Annotated in this window: 14 protein-coding genes; 5 read left to right on the plus strand and 9 right to left on the minus strand. The window is 52.7% G+C overall.

What is annotated here, in order from left to right:
- From MHH28_RS20155 to MHH28_RS20170, 4 genes are all read right to left on the minus strand, one after another.
- Window positions 1-858: a phytoene/squalene synthase family protein gene (locus MHH28_RS20155; protein ID WP_405104893.1), complete on the minus strand. Its 858-nt coding sequence runs from the start codon at window positions 856-858 to the stop codon at window positions 1-3.
- Window positions 851-2,371: a phytoene desaturase family protein gene (locus MHH28_RS20160; protein ID WP_405104895.1), complete on the minus strand. Its 1,521-nt coding sequence runs from the start codon at window positions 2,369-2,371 to the stop codon at window positions 851-853. The genes MHH28_RS20155 and MHH28_RS20160 overlap by 8 nt, the downstream gene beginning before the upstream one ends.
- On the minus strand, window positions 2,368-3,924 hold the full coding sequence (locus tag MHH28_RS20165) for a phytoene desaturase family protein (RefSeq protein ID WP_405104897.1): 1,557 nt from the start codon (window positions 3,922-3,924) through the stop codon (window positions 2,368-2,370). Before MHH28_RS20165 ends, MHH28_RS20160 begins: the two co-directional genes overlap by 4 nt.
- 212 nt (window positions 3,925-4,136) lie before the next feature.
- On the minus strand, window positions 4,137-5,054 hold the full coding sequence (locus MHH28_RS20170; RefSeq protein ID WP_405104899.1) for a MerR family transcriptional regulator: 918 nt from the start codon (window positions 5,052-5,054) through the stop codon (window positions 4,137-4,139).
- Window positions 5,055-5,343: 289 nt separating this feature from the next.
- Between MHH28_RS20170 and MHH28_RS20175 the strand changes: the two genes are divergently transcribed.
- The gene (locus tag MHH28_RS20175; protein ID WP_405104901.1) at window positions 5,344-6,888 is read left to right on the plus strand and encodes a phospholipase D family protein; all 1,545 of its coding nucleotides are present in this window, start codon (window positions 5,344-5,346) and stop codon (window positions 6,886-6,888) included.
- A 480-nt stretch (window positions 6,889-7,368) separates the two neighbouring features.
- Here MHH28_RS20175 and cls read toward each other — a convergent pair whose 3' ends face one another.
- Window positions 7,369-8,877: a cardiolipin synthase gene (gene cls, locus MHH28_RS20180; RefSeq protein ID WP_405104903.1), complete on the minus strand. Its 1,509-nt coding sequence runs from the start codon at window positions 8,875-8,877 to the stop codon at window positions 7,369-7,371.
- A 183-nt stretch (window positions 8,878-9,060) separates the two neighbouring features.
- Between cls and MHH28_RS20185 the strand changes: the two genes are divergently transcribed.
- Together MHH28_RS20185 and MHH28_RS20190 are read left to right on the plus strand one after the other, a co-directional pair.
- Entirely contained in the window at window positions 9,061-9,975 is a 915-nt protein-coding gene (locus MHH28_RS20185; RefSeq protein WP_405104905.1) for a TetR/AcrR family transcriptional regulator, read from the plus strand.
- Window positions 9,976-10,034: 59 nt separating this feature from the next.
- Complete coding sequence (locus MHH28_RS20190) at window positions 10,035-13,286, plus strand: efflux RND transporter permease subunit (RefSeq protein ID WP_405104906.1); 3,252 nt, start codon at window positions 10,035-10,037, stop codon at window positions 13,284-13,286.
- 562 nt (window positions 13,287-13,848) lie between these two features.
- Here the strand turns inward: MHH28_RS20190 and MHH28_RS20195 are convergent.
- Entirely contained in the window at window positions 13,849-14,544 is a 696-nt protein-coding gene (locus MHH28_RS20195; protein WP_405104908.1) for a molecular chaperone, read from the minus strand.
- 324 nt (window positions 14,545-14,868) lie between these two features.
- Here MHH28_RS20195 and moaA point away from each other — a divergent pair, with 324 nt between their 5' ends.
- A complete protein-coding gene (gene moaA / locus MHH28_RS20200; protein WP_405104910.1) occupies window positions 14,869-15,870 on the plus strand; it encodes a GTP 3',8-cyclase MoaA in 1,002 nt (333 codons plus the stop codon).
- 123 nt (window positions 15,871-15,993) lie between these two features.
- On the opposite strand, the gene MHH28_RS20205 is transcribed toward moaA, so the two are convergent.
- From MHH28_RS20205 to MHH28_RS20215, 3 genes are all read right to left on the minus strand, one after another.
- Complete coding sequence (locus tag MHH28_RS20205; protein ID WP_405104912.1) at window positions 15,994-17,316, minus strand: transcriptional regulator; 1,323 nt, start codon at window positions 17,314-17,316, stop codon at window positions 15,994-15,996.
- 76 nt (window positions 17,317-17,392) lie between these two features.
- The gene (locus MHH28_RS20210; RefSeq protein WP_036726170.1) at window positions 17,393-17,572 is read right to left on the minus strand and encodes an aspartyl-phosphate phosphatase Spo0E family protein; all 180 of its coding nucleotides are present in this window, start codon (window positions 17,570-17,572) and stop codon (window positions 17,393-17,395) included.
- 378 nt (window positions 17,573-17,950) lie between these two features.
- Window positions 17,951-19,345, minus strand: a complete 1,395-nt coding sequence (locus MHH28_RS20215; protein ID WP_405104914.1) for a helix-turn-helix domain-containing protein — start codon at window positions 19,343-19,345, stop codon at window positions 17,951-17,953.
- A gap of 181 nt (window positions 19,346-19,526) precedes the next feature.
- On the opposite strand from MHH28_RS20215, the gene MHH28_RS20220 reads away from it, so the two are divergent.
- Entirely contained in the window at window positions 19,527-19,907 is a 381-nt protein-coding gene (locus MHH28_RS20220; protein ID WP_405104916.1) for a hypothetical protein, read from the plus strand.
- The last annotated feature ends 10 nt before the right edge of the window (window positions 19,908-19,917 follow it).

Below are 19,917 nucleotides of genomic sequence, written 5' to 3' on the forward strand. Positions count from 1 at the left end.
TTAAACCACCGCAGCTCGTACACCGGCATAACGCACGACCGTACGCTGGAACAGCTGGAGCTTGGCTTCATCGCTAACATAGGACCTTTTGCGGAAAACATCATAACCATCTGCCTCCACGGCATCCAAAATAGCGGCATAGAAGGATGCGGCAAGTTCAATGGCAAGGCCGCTCTCCAGCGGATACGTGTGCACATTCTCCAGTCCCTGCCGGAACCAGTCCAGCGCTTCTGTCCTTAGCTCCTGAATGACAGCGGTGAACTGAGGATTCACCTCTCCGTTCTCCAGCTCCTGCCGGGTATAGCCATGTCTGTCCATCACCTCAAGCGGCACATATCTGCGTCCTCTTCTGAGATCCTCCCCCACATCGCGGATGATATTCACAAGCTGCATTCCTATCCCCAGAGCAATTCCGGCTGTCCGGGCCGCTTCACTCTGATCATCCCGCAAGACGGGCAACAGCATCTCCCCAACCGTCCCCGCTACAAGATAACAGTAACCCTTGAGTTGCTCCATCGTGTCATAGGCTGTGAAGGTGAGATCCCTAAGCTGTCCCTCCATTTGCAAAAAGAACGGCTCACGCTGAAGCTGCGGGAAGCTGCTGAACAGCCAGCGCAGCGCCGGCCAGATGAAATGTCCGTCCGCCTGCTCCAGATTCATGAAATGCTCCCGCAGCTCATGAATGCTGTACGGCGAGTCTTCCGGCTCATCCACACTATCGTCAATAATCCGGCAGAAGGCATATATCACATGCACCGCTTCACGTCTGGGACTTGGCAGAACATCAAAAGCCTTATGGAACGAAGTGGACCCTCTCTTCATCAGTTCCTCACATTGCTGCAATATCCTCTCATCCATGTATGTTCATCTCCTTTATCATTTCCTGAACGGCAAGCTTCGCTCCCTGCATGACTATCGGCACACCGCCGCCGGGATGGACGGAAGCGCCTGCGGCATACAGTCCCTGGAGAGGGTAGGGCTTCGGCTGGGGCCGGAACACTCCCGACTGGCTCAGCAGCGGTGCAATACCGAAGCTGCCCCCGCCATACATTCCTTCCTGCTCCGCATCGGCAGGAGTTCTCAGCCTGCGCCAGATCACACTGGCGGCAAGCCCGGGGAAGCCCCTCTGCTCGGCATCCGCCATGATGGTGTCAGCCAACGCTCCGGCTGTTCTCTCCCAATCCAGCTCCGGCGCGGAGGGAACGGGAACAAGGAAATACAGCACACTCTGCCCGGGAGGAGCTGCGCTGTCATCCAGCGCTACCGGATTAAATACATAATAAGATGAATCGGCGGGAATCTGTCCCCGGTCAAACAGCTCATGCAGGCTGCTGTTCAGACTGTGCGGCAGGAAGAATTGATGCACCAGCGAGTCCGGCCACCGCTTGTCAGTGGCAGCATAGATCAGCAGACACCCTGAGGACGGCTTCCAGCTTCCGCGTTTTACCGCCTTGCCCGATAGAGGTCTGCCCTTATCCGCCGTCACCCCCAGCGCCCGGTTCTGCTTGAACACACCAGACGGCAGCAATTTCTCAACATTCGGAAAATCGCCATTGTACAGTACAGCATCATAGGGAACCGGCTGCCCCTGAACAACCACTCCGCAGCAGCTACTTCCTTCAACCAGCAAGGATTCCACCTCGGTGCCTGTATGAATCTGTACCCCGCGGCTTTCCAGTTCCCGGGCCATGATCTGCGGGAGCGTTCCGTATCCGCCCTTCAGCATCCAGATGCCGAAGGCATGCTCGGCATAGGGAAGCATCGTGTAGATACCCGGTGTGCGGAACGGCGCGCCTCCAATATATAAGCTCTGCAGGGAGAACGCATCTCTAAGCTCCTCGTTCCGGAAATACTGGCCGATAGCAGAGCGCAGGCTTTGGTAAGCGCGCAGACGGACCATCAGCGACAGATTAGACGGACTGAAGAATTCCCGCCCGCTGGCATATCCCCGTTCCAGGAACGACGTGCGCCCCTGCGGATACAGTACCGACATCTCTGTCATGAACCGGGTGAAGCCCTTGCCCTCTCCGAGATAGAGCCGCTCAATCTCCTCGGCCTGCGCCGCCGCATCCGCGAATTTGGTTAAGCTGCGCCCGCTTCTGAAGTGAACCCGGTAGAGCGGGTCACAGTGCAGCAGCTCCAGGCTGCTTCGCGCAAGGCCGCCTTCCTCCAGAATCCCCAGAAGCATCTCCGGCAGCAGCACGATGGTCGGCCCGCGGTCAATCCGGTAACCGTCCTGCTCTTCAAAAGCCACACGCCCGCCCGCCTGGGCCGCGCGCTCATAGATCACTACCTCATGCCCCTGACGGGTAAGCAGCAGCGCTGCCGTCAGCCCGCCGATTCCGCTGCCTACGACGGCCACGCGGCTCATAGCGGAACCCCCGCACCTGTGCCGGATGCGCCCGCCTGCACGATGAACCTGCCCCGCACCGCCTGGTCATGCTCCCGCAACAGCTGCGCGCTGATCTTGGCCGACTCGAAGATCGTCGGCAGGCCGCTGCCCGGATGGGTCCCCCCGCCGACCAGCCAGATGCCGCGCACCTCCTCGAAGGTATTATGCGGCCGCAGATGCATCATCTGCCCCAGATTATGGGCCAGATTGAAGGTCGCCCCGTTATATACATTCTGCTGATTCTGCCAGTCCAGCGGGGAGAAGAACAGGCTCTCCTCAATCCGCCCGGCGATCCCGGCCAGCTGCGGGATCTGCTGCAGCCGCTCCATCATCCAATCCTCCACCTCGGCCCGCTCCTGCTCCCAGTCGATATCCGCGCTCAGATTAGGCACCGGCATCAGCACGTAGAGCGAGGATTTGCCGGGAGGGGCCAGGGTCTTATCGATAACCGAAGGATTATGAATATAGATAGAAGCATCCTCCGACAGCACGCCCAACTCTGTGATCTCTCTGACATTAAGCTTGTAATCATCGGCAAAATGAACGGAATGATGACCCAGATCCACCTCTCCGTCCACGCCGAGATAGAGCATGGCTGTAGAGCAGGAATATCTTTTGCGGGCAATCTTGGCAGGCGTGTATTTCTTCAGAAGCCCGGGCTCGAACAGCTGTGTCATCGCAGAGCCGAAGTCTGCTCCAATCACAATATAATCCGCGGCCACCTTCTCCCCGTTCTCCAGCAGCAAGCCTGCGGCCTGTCCGTTCTTGACCCTAATGCGCTTCACACCGCTTGCGGTATGGACGCGCCCGCCATGCTCCTGAATGACCTCAGCCATGGCCTGAAGCACACGGTTAATGCCGCCGGCCGGATGGTACAGGCCGTAACGGTGCTCCATGTACGACAGAATCGTGAAGGTGCCGGGGCATTCCCACGGCGACATCCCCAGATACTTCGCCTGGAATGAGAATGAGAACCGCAGCCTTTCATCCTTGAAATAACGGGACAGGCGCTTATACACCGTGTCTGTAGCGTTCAGTTTGGGCAGCGCGTGCAGCACATCTCTTTTGACATAGTCCCCCAGTGATTGGAACGGACGCTGCAGCAGCGGGATCACCCGCTCCAGCTTGTCGGCTTCTTCAGCCATGAACCGGCGGTAGCCGCTTCCGTTCCCGGGGAACAGCCGCTCAATCTGCTCAGCCGTCTGGTCCTGGTTCGTGGAAGGCGTAAATACGGTATCTCCAAAATGCAGGGAATACAGCGGATCAAGCGGCGTAAGCTTGACATAGTCATGCACAGAACGCCCTGCCAGAGCGAACAGCTCCTCCAGCAAATGCGGCATCATCAAGAAGGTGGCTCCCCGGTCAAAATGGTAGTCTCCCAGCTTCAGCTCTCCTGATCTTCCGCCAACCGCCGCCTGCTGTTCATAGAGATCTACTTCATATCCTTCGGCGGCAAGCAGCATGGCGGCAGCCAATCCGCCCGGCCCTGCGCCGATAACTGCGACTTTTGCGGTATCTGTGGTTCGGATCAAGCGGCATCCTCCTTCGTTCAAACATTATACAAAAACTATACAATAGTGATACAAATATCATACATACTTTGCCGGGCCATGTAAATATCATCACCCGGACTTCCAGCAATTTGATTGCTAGACTTGTCCATAGCAAAAGAACCGGCCAGCCCCGCAAGCGGGTTCTGACCGGTTCCATAAGATATCCTGAACGATTATCGTTCACTGGTTTGCTACATTCTCTGCCTGGCTGCGGCATACTCCTGGTCGAACCAGGCCTGCCACCGCTCCGGCGGCTCCGCCATTAAATAGGTGGCCCTGGTCTCCAGCGGGCTGACCGCCTCATAAGCTTTGCCGCCCGCAATGAGCTGCAGCTCCGGGTACAGGCTGCCCAGCCGTTCAAGCAGCTCTTCCGCATAAGGGAGCAGCTTGCCATTCGTAACGGACAGACAGACGGCTCCGATCCGCTCCTGCTTCGCCAGCAGCTCCATCACACCCTCCTCGGGGGTATTGGCCCCCAGGTAGATGACTTCAACCCCGTTCCTGCGCAGGAACAGCGAGAACAGCAGCAGGCCGATCTGGTGATGCTCTCCCGCCGGGCAGAAGGCCAGCACCTTTTGCAGATGGGCGTATACCGGGAACACGTGAAAGAACTGCGACAGCCGGTTCGTGATCATATGCGTCATATAATGCTCCTGGGCCACAGTCGCCGTCCCCTGCTCCCAGTCATCACCGACCTTCACCAGCACGGGCACCAGCACCTGATGGACCATCGCCTCATAGCCATATAGGGAGAACCCGAAATCAATCAGCGCATCGGCCCGCTCGCCCTGAATATCGAGCAGCGCTGCGTAGATCTGCTGCCTCATTTTGTCCAATGCATCCTTGGGATCCCCGCCTGCAACGGCCAGCCGCTCATCCAGGTCCTTCTGCTTATGCTGCTTCAGCATCCGTACAGCATGTGAGATACTGATGCCCTGTTTATCGGTCTGTTCCTTCAACCAGCGGAGGTCCTCAATATTCTCCTGGTTGTACAGCCTATAGCCCGATTCGGTACGCTCCGGGACGACAGCCTGATACCGGTTCTCCCACGCCCGCAGAGTAACAGAGGGAATATCGAGCATTTCGACGACCTGTTTGATGGAATACACGATGGATCTCACTCGCTTCCTGTTTCACACTGAATACTTTGAAGATTCAAACCTTATACAAATTATTTACACTCATTATACAATTGCATGTGTGTTATGTCACCAGAACTTGTATAATGCAGCTTGCAGGTAGGGCACGGATGAAATGCGGCGCTTTTTGCAACACTAGATTTTTCGGGGATTTCTCACTCAGCTGCTTCACTTCTCCTTAGCGGGCGTTATAGGTACTTACCATGCTGGCGCCACGATCTAGCCGCTCTGGCCCCGCAGCAGACCCAGGAGGATGATTATGAATCAAGGCCGCCATCCCGTCACACCCGAACAGTTACAGCTCACACTGGCTTCAGGCGCCATTACGGCCTCCCGCCGCAAGCACCGGATTCAGTTCGTCCTGCGCCGCCGCTCCAAGGTCCTGATGGCCCTGCTCCTTCTTCTCCTCTGGCTGGCCGGGGTAATGCTCTATCAGACCCATAAGCCACTGCCGCAAGGGATCTCCACGGAGAGCCCTGCTTACAAGGTGAACAAGCTCGCCTTCTGGCATGATCTGACCTACCAGGACAGCGGCGGGAAGCAGGCAAGGGAAGAACAGATTCTGCCCAGAATCCTGCAGATTATTGAAGAGTCCAGACAATTCCTCGTGATCGATCTGTTCCTGTTCAATAACTATACGCATACAGACCAGCAGTTCCCCGCTGTCAGCCGACAGCTTACCGATAAGCTGCTTGCCCAGAAAGCCGCCTACCCTGCCCTGGAGATCGTCTTCATCACCGACGAGGTGAATACGAATTACGGCTCTGCGCCCAATGCCCTGCTGGAGGAGATGAGCGCCGCCGGGATCAAGGTGATCCTGACGGATGTGGATGATCTGCGTGATTCGACACCCGCCTATTCTGCGGTCTGGCGTACCTTCATCCAGTGGTTCGGGCAATCCGGCACCGGCTGGATTCCGAATCTGATGGCCAGCGGAGGACCGGACATTACGGCCCGCTCCTATCTGAAGCTGCTGAATGTCAAAGCGAACCACCGCAAGGTCGTGCTGAGCGAGAACACCGCCCTGATCTCCTCCGGCAATGTGCATGACGCCAGCGCATATCATTCTAATATTGCCCTGGAAGTGCAAGGTCCTATCCAGGAGGACATTCTGCGCAGTGAGCAGGCTGCGGCCAATCTGTCGGGAGCCGGCCCCCTGCTGAGTAAGACCCCTGCATTCCAGCAGGCTGCTGCTTCCGGGAAGTCTCCGCTTGAAGTCCGCTATCTGACAGAAGGCAAGGTGTACAAATATGCACTGGAGGGGATCGCCGCAGCGGGACCGGGGGATGTCATCTGGATGGGCATGTTCTATTTGGCAGACGACGGAATCATCGATGCCCTGCTGGCGGCAGATGCACGTGGCGCCCAGGTCAGGCTGCTGCTTGATCCCAACCAGAATGCCTTCGGACGGGACAAAATCGGCATCCCCAACCGGCCCGTTGCCATGGACCTGGACCGCCGCTCTGACGGGAACATCCTGATCCGCTGGTACAACACAGGCAAGGAGCAGTATCACAGCAAGCTGATGTTCATTGCCAAGGCATCAGGGGACTCCATCCTCCTGGGCGGGTCGACGAACTTCACAGCCCGTAATCTGGACGACTATAACCTGGAAAATGATCTCTGGGTATCCGTTCCGCGGGAACAGCCGCTGTATGCGGAGGTGGAGGGATACTTCACCCGGCTGTGGAACAACGAGGGAGCCGAGTACAGCCTGCCGCTGGGGGAATATCAGAGTGAGATTACCTGGCTGAAATACGTCCTCTACCGGTTACAGACCCGCCTTGGGCTCACTACCTTCTGATGCAAAAGAACAAATTCACCCTAGAGGGTGGATAAGATACCTGTGCGCAAACACAATGTATGCTGTTTTTCGCATACATTGTGACCATGAGCCTGCATCTGAATCAATGTATGCTGTTTTTCATATACATTCGGGCCATCAGCCTGCATCCGAGTACAATGTATACTTTTTTTCGCATACATTTGGCCTATGAGCCTGCATCTGAGTCAATGTATGCTGTTTTTCGCATACATTCCAGGCCATGTGCCGCTTCAGTCACATTCAGCAACACTGCCACTCGTTGAACTTCCTCAGAAGAAAATCATAATTTCCTAAAACAAGTGGAAACGGCATTGCCGTCCTTTTGAAGGACGGTACCGTTTCAGCGAGAAAGATAAGGATAATTATAGCGCGAAGCCTATACATTCTTATCTTTACAAAAAAACGGTACCGCGCCCCAAGGGTCGGTACCGTTTCTATTTCAGTCTGCCGGTCGTCCGCTTACAGCAGCGGGGACATCAGCCGGGCTGCGGATTCCAGCAGCCGCTCCAGCAGTCTTTTCTCCATGAAGGTCTCATGGACAATCTGCCGCGTGGACTGCAGGTCACGCTCGAAGTCTGCGACAATGCGCGAGACACTCTCGGTCTGCAGCAGCAGCGCGTTCACCTCAAAGTTAAGATGGAAGCTGCGCATATCCATGTTGGCCGTTCCGATCGTGGCAATCTCCCCGTCTGCGATCAGCAGCTTGGAGTGGATGAAGCCCTTCTCATATTCATAGATCTTCACGCCGGACTCCAGCAGCGCCGGGAAGTAGGAATGGGAGGCCAGGAACGGAATCCATTTATCCGGCTTGGCCGGGAATAGCAGGCGGACATCCAGCCCCGACATCGCTGCCACACGCAGCGCGGTCAGGATATCCTCATCGGGGATGAAGTAGGGACTGGCGATCCAGACTGATTTTTCCGCGGTAGTAATCATGGAGAAGAAAATATTTTTGAGCGCACGCCGCTCGTTATCCGGTCCGCTGGCAATAATCTGCACCGCCCCGTCACCGGTGGTGAAGCGAAGCTGCGGGGAGAGGTAATCCTGCTCCATGATTTTCTCGCCGGTGGTATGCATCCAGTCCTGCAGGAAGATAATCTGCATCGTCCGCACCGCTTCGCCTCTCAGCAGCATATGCGTGTCCCGCCAGAACCCGTAGGTCTTGCTGCGGCTCAAGTACTCGTCCCCGACATTCAGCCCGCCCATGAATCCGACATCGCCGTCGATGACCACGATCTTGCGGTGGTTCCGGTAGTTCACTCTGCTGGAGAAAAAGGAAGTCGAGTTCCCATAAGCAGCCACCTGCACCCCCGCATCGCTGAGTTCCTTGAGGAAGGCTCTGGAGAGCTGAATGCTCCCGACCGCATCATACATGAACCGGACCGCAACGCCCGCACGGGCTTTCTCAATCAGAATCTGCTGAATGCGCGTACCGATATGATCTGCCCGGAAAATATAATATTCCATATGGATATGATGCTGCGCCTGCCGCAGCTCCAGCAGCAGCGTCCCGAAGGTCTCCTCACCGTTCGTCAGGATGCGCGTCTCCGAGCTGAAGGAGATCGGCGTCCGGCCCAGTCTCTGCGACAGACCCAGCAGCTTCTGGCGCGAGGGGCTGAATACCGACCAGTCCTGGTGCATCCGCAGCGCATCATTCTCAATCCGCTCATAGGCCATCAGATCGCGCTGGGCTTTTTTGTCATACTTGCGGCGTTTGAACACATTCTGTCCGAACAGGAAGTAGAACACCAGGCCCAGCACCGGAATCAGCGCCAGCAGCAGAATCCAGGATACAGTGGTCGAAGGATTGCGGTTCTCCATGAATATACCCAATCCGATAGAGATGACCGTCAATGTGGAAAAAATACTGATAATGGTTCCGGCTGTGCTGCCGAATATCCCAAATCCAAAATAATAAAAAGCCAGCATAGCCGCTATGATGACTATAGCCTGCAGTCCTCTTCTCATATGTACCCTACCTTCTCATTCCGCCGATTATCACTGAACTGACACATTTATATCTTACATGAAGAATCCGATTCTTCCTACTGAAACCTGCAAATTTGTAATGCCGCAGGATATATAATATAATCTCACTGACCTTTCAGTCAAATATAGAACTGTCTAGTCAGAACGGGGGCCTATCTAGCCTTGACCGCTAATAGCACGACCAAAAAAGAACTGATCATCAAGACCGCCATGCAGCTATTCGCTGTCAAAGGCTCCTCCTCCACCTCCATGCAGGAGATTGCCGAATTATGCGGGATCTCCAAAGGAAGTCTATATCTGGTCTTCAAATCCAAAGACGAGCTGGAGCGCAGCATATACATCTATTGCTTCCGGATGATTCATGATCCCTTGCAGCAGGAAGAGCAGGCTACCGGAAGAGATCCCCGGGAGAAGCTGCGCAACCAACTCGAAATTCTGCTTAGCCACGTCTACGAGCTGCGCGAATTCCTGCAGCGCCAGTTCCAGGAGTTGGCAGGAAGAGGCGTGGCCGAGATTCCCGATTGGGTGAAGCAGAACAACGCCGCCCTCCTGCGCTGGTTCCAGCAGAAGCTGGAGCTCATGTACGGCCCCGGGATCCTGCCCTATGCGGGCGACCTATGCGTGCTCAGCCATGGGATGATCAACTCCAGCATCAAGCTGCTGTTCGGCCGGGAGACCGTGGTTGCTATCCCTGAGCTGGCTGACCGGCTGGTGGACTGGCTGGACATTATGGTGTCCGGCCTGCTTGCAAGACAGCCAGTCCCCCTGATCTCTTCCGCAGTGCTGGCCGGATGGGCTGAGGGTCAAGGGGAAGGCCCTCGCCAGAGCCCGCTTCAACTGATTAAGGCGATGAAGCTCCTGCTCAGTGAAGCGGACGGAATGCACCAGGAGCATGCGGAAGACGGCCTGGAGTCCCTGAGCATTCTGGAGAACGAAATCCTTACCTCCCAGCCCCGTAAAGCGATCATTCAGGGAATGCTGGCCAATCTTGAGGGGTATCCCGGGCTGTCCGGCGAGCTAAGTCAATTGAAGAAAGTATTCGCCCCTTATATGCACACTTCCTGCGGACTTCATTAAGCGCAGATGCGGCACACCTGTAAGATCAAGATGAAATGTACTGGAGGTTCTTTTTACTGATGAAAAGCCTAATTAATTTCTCGCTCCGCAACAAATTCGCCGTCTGGCTGCTGACGATCATTATTGTCTTCGCCGGTCTGTACAGCGGGATGACCATGAAGCAGGAGACCCTGCCCAACATTAGTATCCCTTATCTCAGCATTACTACTATTTATCCTGGAGCCGCACCCGAAGGCGTCGTGAATGACGTCAGCAAGCCGCTGGAGCAGAAGCTCCGCAATGTGGACGGGGTCAAGATGCTGACCTCCACCTCCCTTGAAAATGCGTCCAGTGTAACCATTGAATTCAACTACGGTACCAATCTGGACAATGCGACAGCCGCGGTGCGCGAGGCGCTGAACGAGGTGGCCCTGCCGGATAATGTGCAAAAGCCGCAAATCTCACGCTTCAGCCTCAGCTCGCTGCCGGTCATCTCCCTCAGTATCTCTGATGAGAGCTCCGGCGATCTGGAGGAGCTGACCCGGGTTGCCGAGAATGATATCCGCCCGGCGCTGGAGGATATAGAAGGCGTTGCCTCTGTGCAGATTGCCGGACAATATGTCAAAGAGGTCTCCCTGAAGTTCAATCCGGAGAAGCTGAAGCAGTACGGGCTGACCGAAGATACGATCAAAGGCATCATTCAAGCCTCCTCCCTGCGGGTTCCGCTCGGGTTGTTCGAGATGGACAAATCACAGAAGGCTGTTGTAGTTGACGGCAATATTACTACGGTGGAGGACTTGCAGAATGTCCGCATTCCGCTCGTTCCTTCTGCTCCCGCGGCTGGTGCTGGAGCCGGGGCCGCAGGCGGTGCAGCTTCAGGCGGTGCCGGTGCTGCAACTGGCGGTACGGGTGCTGCTGCGGCTGGCGGTACGGGTGCTGCTGCGGCTGGCGGTACGGGTGCTGCTGCGGCTGGCGGCAATAGTGCTGCAACTGGCGGTACCGGCGCTGGCGCGGGTGCCATGACCGGGCTGCCGACCGTGAAGCTGAGCGAGCTTGCCGCTATTGAAGTGGTCGGCAAGTCAGAATCGATCTCCCGCACCAACGGCAAGGAATCGATCGGGATTCAGATTGTGAAGGCCAATGATGCCAACACTGTCGATGTCGTGAACGGGGTCAAGGACAAGACCGAAGAACTGAAGAAGCAATACAAGTCGATGGACCTCACCGTGCTGCTGGATCAAGGTAAGCCGATTGAGGATTCGGTGAACACGATGCTGTCCAAGGCTGCCTTCGGCGCCCTGTTCGCCGTGCTTATCATCCTCCTGTTCCTGCGCAATATCCGTTCTACCATTATTTCCATTATCTCGATTCCATTATCACTGCTGATTGCGATCTTATGTCTGCGGCAAATGGATATTACGCTGAATATGATGACGCTCGGCGCCATGACCGTGGCCATCGGGCGGGTAGTCGATGACTCCATCGTCGTCATTGAGAATATTTTCCGGCGGCTTACGCTGTCCGGCGAGAAGCTGCGCGGCAGAGAGCTGATCAGCGCGGCTACCCGTGAGATGTTTGTGCCGATTATGTCCTCGACGATTGTGACGATTGCCGTCTTCCTGCCGCTCGCTTTTGTCAGCGGTATGGTCGGTGAGCTATTCTTGCCGTTTGCCCTCACTATGGTATTCGCACTGCTGGCTTCGCTGGTGGTTGCCATTACCCTGGTGCCTGCACTGGCCCATACCCTGTTCCGCAATGGACTGAAGAAGGGGAAGAAGGGACACGAAGACAAGCCTGGCGCATTGGCAGCCGGATATGTCCGAATCCTGGACTGGTGCCTCTCGCATAAACTAATTACCTTCGGTGTTGCTGTCCTGCTCCTGGCAGGCAGCCTGTTCCTGATCAAGCCGATCGGCGTTAGCTTCCTGCCTTCCCAGGAAGAGAAGAATGTTACGCTTACCTTCTCCCCGAAGGCCGGGCAGACGCTGGAGGATGTGAAGGCGCTGGGCCTGAAGGCGGAGAAGTTCATTCTAGCGCAGAAGCATCTGGATAAAATGCAATATTCGATCGGCGGCAGCAGCCCGTTCGGAATGGGCTCAGGCAATTCAGGCTTGTTCTATGTCACGTATGACAGCAATACACCTGATTTTGATACCGTGAAGGAACAGTTAATTGAAGGCTTAACCAAAGAGGTGCCAGATGGCGTGTGGGGCGATCTGTCCGGCATGGCCGGAGGCGGACTCGGCGGCAGTACCCTTACTGTCAATATCTACGGCGATACGCTGGAGCAGCTCAAACCGGTAGCGGATGAAGTTGCCGGGATCGTTAAGGAAGACACCAAGAACTTCAAAGACGGGAAGACCAGCCTCTCTGAAGCCTACGATCAATATACCATCGTAGCGGATCAGGCCAAGCTTAGCTCTCTGGGTCTTACAGCCGGACAGCTTGCGATGAAGCTGAGCCCTGCCGGAACCCGGCCTGTACTGACTGAGGTAGAGCTGGACGGCAAGAATTATAAGGTCTACATCGAGACCGACAAGGATTCCTACAGCAGTATTGAAGAAATGCAGGCGGCTACGCTCACTTCTCCGCTGGGCATTACCGTACCGATTGGCGAAGTAGCAAGCATTGAGCAAGGCCAGTCACCGGACTCCATTACCCGCGAAGACGGCAAAATGAAAGTCGAGGTAACCGCCGACATTATCTCAAGTGACATCAATAGTGCCTCAGGCGCCGTTCAGGACAAAATAGATGCTCTTGATCTCCCGGATGGCGTGACCATCACCTTCGGCGGGGTCACCGAGCAGATTAATGAGACTTTCGGACAGCTTGGCATCGCCATGCTGGCGGCTATTGCGATTGTGTACTTCGTGCTTGTGGTTACCTTCGGCGGTGGTCTGGCTCCCTTCGCCATCCTGTTCTCCTTGCCGTTCACAGTCATTGGCGCCCTTGTCGCCCTGCTCCTGTCTGGCGAGACCTTGAATGTCTCCGCACTGATGGGTGCCCTGATGCTGATCGGTATCGTGGTCACCAATGCGATTGTCTTAATTGACCGCGTAATCCATAAGGAGCAAGAGGGGATGTCTACCCGCAAAGCGCTGCTTGAGGCGGGTGCTACCAGGCTGCGTCCGATTCTCATGACTGCGCTGGCTACCATTGGCGCCCTGCTGCCACTGGTGACAGGCCTGGAGAACAGCGCCGGGATCATCTCCAAGGGACTTGGCGTAACCGTCATCGGCGGTCTCGTCAGCTCCACGCTGCTGACCCTGGTTGTTGTGCCGGTGGTCTATGAGTTCCTGATGCGGTTTCGGAGTAAGAAGACTTACGAATAAATAGGGGGATGAACTTCAGTTTCAGTTATATGGAGTGAACTGGGGCACCTCCGCTTCAGGCAGGACCGTGACTGCGGAGAATGTTTGGACTTCCGGTCGCTGTTAGGTTGGAAATTCCTGATTTGAACCGCTCTTTGCGGTAGAATTTCCAACCTAAAGGCGAACGCTATCGCTCCTACAGTTCCAAACTTCTCCTCCGCCACTCTCCCTGAAGGGGATTCTCCAGATCACAACCTATAAAGTGAAAGCTTAAGTTCAAGACCCCCGTCTGCTATGCAGACAGATCATTTATCTGCTAATTGTATTTTGTACACCTAAATGATGGTTAAAAGCCTGATTAGTCGGTATAACTGCATTCCGTACAATTAAAAACAACGGTATCGCTTGTTTTAGGAAAAATCGGGATATTTAGTTGTACAGACTACATTTATAACCATTTGCTTAGCGTTCAAGCATCATTTTAGTTGTACAGACTACACTTAAAGCATGTTGACCCCAAGCAGAAATAAGGCGCCCTTCCGGTTGATGGAAGGGCGCCTTATTGATTGAGTATGGATGCTTATTAAGCCATGGCTGCTGCGCTGCTCTCCAGCGAAGCCTTCCAGGCACGCAGCATGTGCAGATCCTGCGGCAGGAATTCCTCCAGCATATGGCTGAGTCCCAGATACAGCGGGCTGTCCGTTGCAGCGTTCATTCTTGCACAGAATAGCGGTGTCCACTTCAGCAGATGCTCTTCGAGGAACCTCTCCTGAATTTCCAGCAGCTCCATGGCACTGCGGATCGAGAAGCTGTTGTACAGCATCCGCTCGTGCAGCACCGCCATGAATTCCAGCTCAATGGCAATATGGTCATCGGCTTCGCCGCTGCACTTCTTGAAGACAATGCCTGCCGAAGCATACACATCCGAGAGCACGTTGCAGAATTCTTCCTCACGGCCCAGTTGAGCCGCTTCACGGGCTACGAAGGAGCTGACCGCACGCTCGTTCATCAGACGTTTGTATTCAAGCTTCTCTTTCTCACAGATAGCCGGGAGCATGGATGGCTCTTGGCTGCACAGATAACGCTTCAGCTCACGGCCGCCTTCGGTCATCTCCGCAGCGACACTCATCTCACGGTTACGGCTCCACTGGGCGACCAGTGAGAGTGAGGGTTTTCTTCCATAGAAGTCCACCAGTAGCTGATATATTAATCCCCGACTCTCCAGCCAGCGGCTGCAAGCCTCCGGCACGACAAGCGATGGAACGGTTGGTATAGTCATTTTGCAAATCCTCCCTACTTAGTTTGCCGGATGTCCGGGGGAACCTGAGGCTGCCTCCTGAATCTTCCGGTTATCATAGCTGTGCTTCGCAAAAGTAAAAGGTTATAAAGTTTGAATCTTCCGCACCTAAATTATATCGAATATGTTAAACGCTTTCGGTGAGCATTCTATGACCATTCCCTGTAATTGTCGCACTTTTGTCATAATTAGGATGCTCCTTTACCTTTCTGTCCCCTATGCTTTAGGTTGTCTGCTTGTGCATTGACGCGGCGGGATGCTTTCTTTAAAATTTAAACTAAAATCAACAGGTGAAGGAGCAACGCTATGGAGCCGCTAACTGATCCTTTTGGACGCGTACATGATTACCTCCGCATTTCGGTTACAGACCGCTGCAACCTGCGCTGTATCTATTGTATGCCCGCCGAAGGAATGCAATTCCAGCCGCAGGACGAGATTATGAGCTACGAGGAGATTGCCGCTGTGGTGGAGGCGCTTGCGCCACTGGGCTTACGGAAGGTCCGGCTGACCGGGGGCGAACCGCTGGTCCGCAAGGATCTGGAGAAGCTGGTCTCTATGATCGCAGTCATACCCGGCATCGAAGATATATCATTGACTACGAATGGCCTGATGCTTCCAGCCAAAGCGGCTATCCTGAAGCAGGCCGGACTATCCCGGGTGAATATCAGCCTGGATTCACTGCGGCCGGAGCGCTTCTCGATGATTACCCGGGGCGGCGATGTCGCCAAAGTGCTGAAAGGAATCGAAGCCGCTGAAGCTGCTGGCCTGTCTCCGATCAAGCTGAACGTCGTGCTGATGAAAGGCATTAACGATGACGAGATCAAAGAATTCATCGCTTTGACCCTGAATAGCCCGCTGAACGTGCGCTTCATTGAATACATGCCAATCGGCAGCGCCAGCGATACCTGGCGGCAGACCTATCTGCCGCTGGAGACTGTAGTAGAGGCCTGCAAGGAAGCGGGCTGGACCACCGAGGAGGCTGACATGCCTTCCGGGAACGGACCTTCGCAGAATAGGCGTGTCACCGGTGCAAAAGGGACCTTCGGGCTGATCCACCCGGTCAGCGAGCATTTCTGCGACAATTGCAACCGGCTGCGCCTGACCGCCGACGGCAACATCAAAGCCTGCCTGTACTGGCAAGACGAATATAATGTGCGCCCACTGATCAGCGACCCCGCTGCCGTGCAGGCCCTGTTCCGCCAGGCGCTCGGCAACAAGCCTCATAACCATGAAATGGCGCTGGCCCTGGAGCACAAAGCCCAGAGCCATACCCCCACCGCCCGCCGCATGTCGCAGATTGGCGGGTAGCGCACGGAGACAAATGTAACAGGCCCATGAACAAGTTCATGGGCCTGTCTGTATAACAATGTATAATCATAATATGCATGTATGAGTAGAACACATTCGTAGTTGTCTAAGCAAGTGTGTGCTTCAACCCGACTTCGGAATATCCGAAATCGCAATCTCGAAATCCACGGATATTGTCCCCCGGATCACTTGTTGCTCACTGTCTAATCTCGCGGATAAGTCAACGCTTTGCATGATCACATCATCACCTTTGTACCGTTTGCGGGATAGATAGTATGTTCCCAGTTCGCTGCAGAACTGGGTGTAGTTTTTTTCATGAAGAAATTTGTTATGTTCACCAAAGATACTATAAACCTTCCGGTAAGGAATGTAGTCCGCAAATCTCTGTATCACATGATCCACGTCCCACTTATACTGATTAGCCATTTGAACGATCTTGAACAGCGCCATGAATATTTCATTTTCGTGATTTGAGATGTATTCGACATATGCATCAAGAACCTCAATCTGCCCATCCATTAAGCGGTAAAGATACGTATTAGCCGTTCCCCACTCTATATATTGAGCCTTAATACGCCACGCTTCTTCGTCATCTTCCCGTATCCAGCTATGATCCATATATATAGGTATCATATCGAGCGCAGTTTTGTAATCTCCCATCTCTTCATAAACACAGGATCTCATAAGCTGAGCATGTAATATATAAGTATACAGCGGCCTTTTATATAACTTACGATCTCTATGCCTACGGCCTGATTCACCATGAAGGTCATAATGGACGGAAGCCACTCGGAGCATTTCTTCTACAACCTCAGATACCTTGTCCCATTTCTGAAGCGCGAGATAGATATCCGCCAACTGCTTCAACGCATCCAACTGATTGACTTCGTCCAGCTTATCGACATAATTCTCTAATAAAGTAGCAGCGATTAGATTTTTCTGCGGATCATCACCCAGATTAATCAGGAAGAGCCGATATTGGCAGAGAGCCAGCCGTTCAGAATGCTGATACTTCTCGCTGGCTCCCACATTGTCATAGATTAATGCTGCGGCCTGCCAGTTTTTCTGCTCAAATAACTCCTCCGCAACCTCGAACAGCAACGGTGCATACAGCAGATTATCCAGTAAATTCTGCGCCACCCGCTCAATACAATCCAGACGCGATAACGCCGCGCATTGCAGCAGGAACGGCCGTAAACGCCGCCAGGTCGGTGTCGAATCGTATAAACATTCATCCACATACTGACTGTAAAAGTAATCCTCCGGCAGCCCCATCCCGCTGGTCACGCGGGTCAGGTGGTTCATCGCCAAGGCTTGTTGCCCCTTCATGACCCGGCTGAGTGTACCGGAATGAATTCCGCTGGCAATTGCAAACTGATTAATAGACAGTTTATGTTTTGTGAGATACGCCGCTATCTCGTCTCGAATTTTGACTGTATGCTCCACCGCATTTACCACCTCTTTTATACACGTATCCGTTGGATCTTATATTTAAATTTCCAGTTATTTTCATGATCAATATTTAAGCAGGCGGACGCTTGTTCATCCGATAGGCATTATCGTAGGCATTGAGCAGCTCATCCAGTACTACGGATTGCCGCAAGACCTCCGGGTGATTGAAACCGCCATATTGAATATGTAATGTATGAAGCTTACTCCTAGCTTGCTCTATACGAATTCTAACGATTGCTGGACTATGCATGGGAATCCCGCCTCCTTATGCAACATTATAGATATTTATGTAAAACTGCATAAAATAGGTCTCTTTGCATTATCTACTATATTGGTTATAGGTACAATAATTTCAAAACCATGGCGAGGAAACAGTAAGTCTGCTCTGCCTCTTACAATTGACATCAACCGTTTGATAAATGTATGTACATCTACACGACAGTTAGGTTCTGAATATATCCCCTTTAAAAATCAGCAAATAAAAAACGTTCCCGGAATAAACGGGAACGTTAGTTGATGGGTCAGTTAACCACCAATACCATGTGAATTAGTTTGGATTAATGACTGAATGCTGCTATCTTTTACAATTCCACTAGTTGAAATTGTAGACAAAATTACGACAGATAAGCTACATAGAACCAGAAGCTTGATAAATTGTTTTTTCATTTGGTTTGCACACCTCTCTCATTAAAAGTTTGTATCTTTCCAACTCTTCTGCACTGGCAACATCCCTGTATTGTTCAAACAAATTGACACAAGTGATTGCTACACTCTCATTGTTTATAATAGATGAAGATTCCAAACATTCTAGTAAGAATTCAATCCCTCTGTTTCTTTTATTATGCAAATAATAGTTTGCCAATTCAGCGAGAAATCTGGCGTGTTTGTCTGCCATAATCTGTGAGTTGTATTGACCGAATTCTGATTTATATGTTCGATATGGGATATAGGCAGAGAAGCGCTCCAGAATGTGATCAACATTCCAATCATACCAATTTGCACATCGGATAATATTGTACATCGCCGTAAATATCTCGTCTGTTTGTGCAGATATATATTCGACATACTCGTCTAGCACTTCTATTTGTCCATCCAGCATGCGGTATAAGTAAATGTTCGCAGTACCCCACTCTCTAAACTGAACTAACGTTCGTCTCGCTTCTTCATCATCTTCCTTTATCCAGCTTCCGTCCATATAGCGCGGCACAAGTTCTATAGCAGATTTATAATCCCCGTATTCCATGCAAATACTAGAGAGAAAGAGATGAGCGCGCAAAATATAGAGATATAGTGGAGTTTTAGAAGTTTTAATGTTACCTTGATTAAGGTTTGACTGGAGCTGGAGATTATAACGGAGTGTAGCCAGTCCAAGCATCTTCTCTGCGAGTTCATCAACTTTAGGCCACTGCTGCAAGGAATAATAGACTTCCAACAAATCCTTTAACCCATCCAACTGATCCGCCTCGTTCAGGCGCGGGATGTAGCTCTCGAACAGAGTGGCCGCGCGCAGGTTCGTGCTCTGGTCATCACCCAGAGCAATCTGGAACAGGCGGTATTGGCAGGTGGCCAAGCGTTCGGAGTACTGGTATTTCTCGCTGGCGCTTACATTCTCATAGAGTAGTGCAGCCGCCGGCCAGTGGCCCTGCTGGAACAAGCCTTCCGCCACTTCAAACAGCATGGGTACATAAGTCAGATTATCCAGCAGGTTCTCCACCAGACGCTCGATACAATCGGTACGCCCCAGTTCCGCACATTTCACAATGAACGGGCGAAGCCGCCGCCAGGTCGGTGCCGAATAATAGAAGCATTCCTCCACATACAAGCTGTAAAAAAAATCCTCGCTAAGCCCCATTCCTGCAGTGATTAACTCCAGATGGCTCATGGCAATGGGCTGATGACCATTAATAATCCGGCTCAGTGTCCCGGAATTAATACCGGAGCTTATGGCGAAGTGATTAATAGACATCTCATGCCGGGTTAAATAATCTGCAAGCTGGTCTCGAATCATGACTGCAGGCTTCAAAGGAACATCACCTCCTACATCCCAGAATTTAGAACATTATGTTTATATCTGTAATAGTAGGGGATCGAATTTGAAAATTCAATAGAATAGAGTCAAATAAAACAACTATATCCATAAAGTGTGAAGAATTCGAAACAGTTTGGCAACGGGCTTGCCGAACCTTACGATAAGGGGAGAGTTTATGAGAAAAATCAGCATCATTTCAATTTCATTGATAATATTACTTGTTTTCATATATGTGTTAGTCAGACCAAATCCTGAGATTGTTAGCGTCAGTCTTATTTCCGAAACAGCGGAAATTACTTACACTGATATTGAAAGCATGCGAATATTCGACGATGCTATAAGAACGGTGAAAAAAGTACGCGGGGCTGTGGATGTGGCTCCCCCCACATATCGAATGAATGTTACTTACGCGAATAGCAAAGTTGTGAAATTCAGCTTTTATTTAGATTTTAAATCCAAAAGTGGATTCTTGATTAAAGATAGTAATAGCGAAAAAATGTTGAAATTAAAAGATCGCAGTTCTAAAGAATTAACAGATCTATTGAGTAAAGACTAATTTAAGAGAA

This window comes from Paenibacillus sp. FSL K6-1217 (genome assembly GCF_045040735.1).
Classification (GTDB): Bacteria; Bacillota; Bacilli; order Paenibacillales; family Paenibacillaceae; genus Paenibacillus_AQ.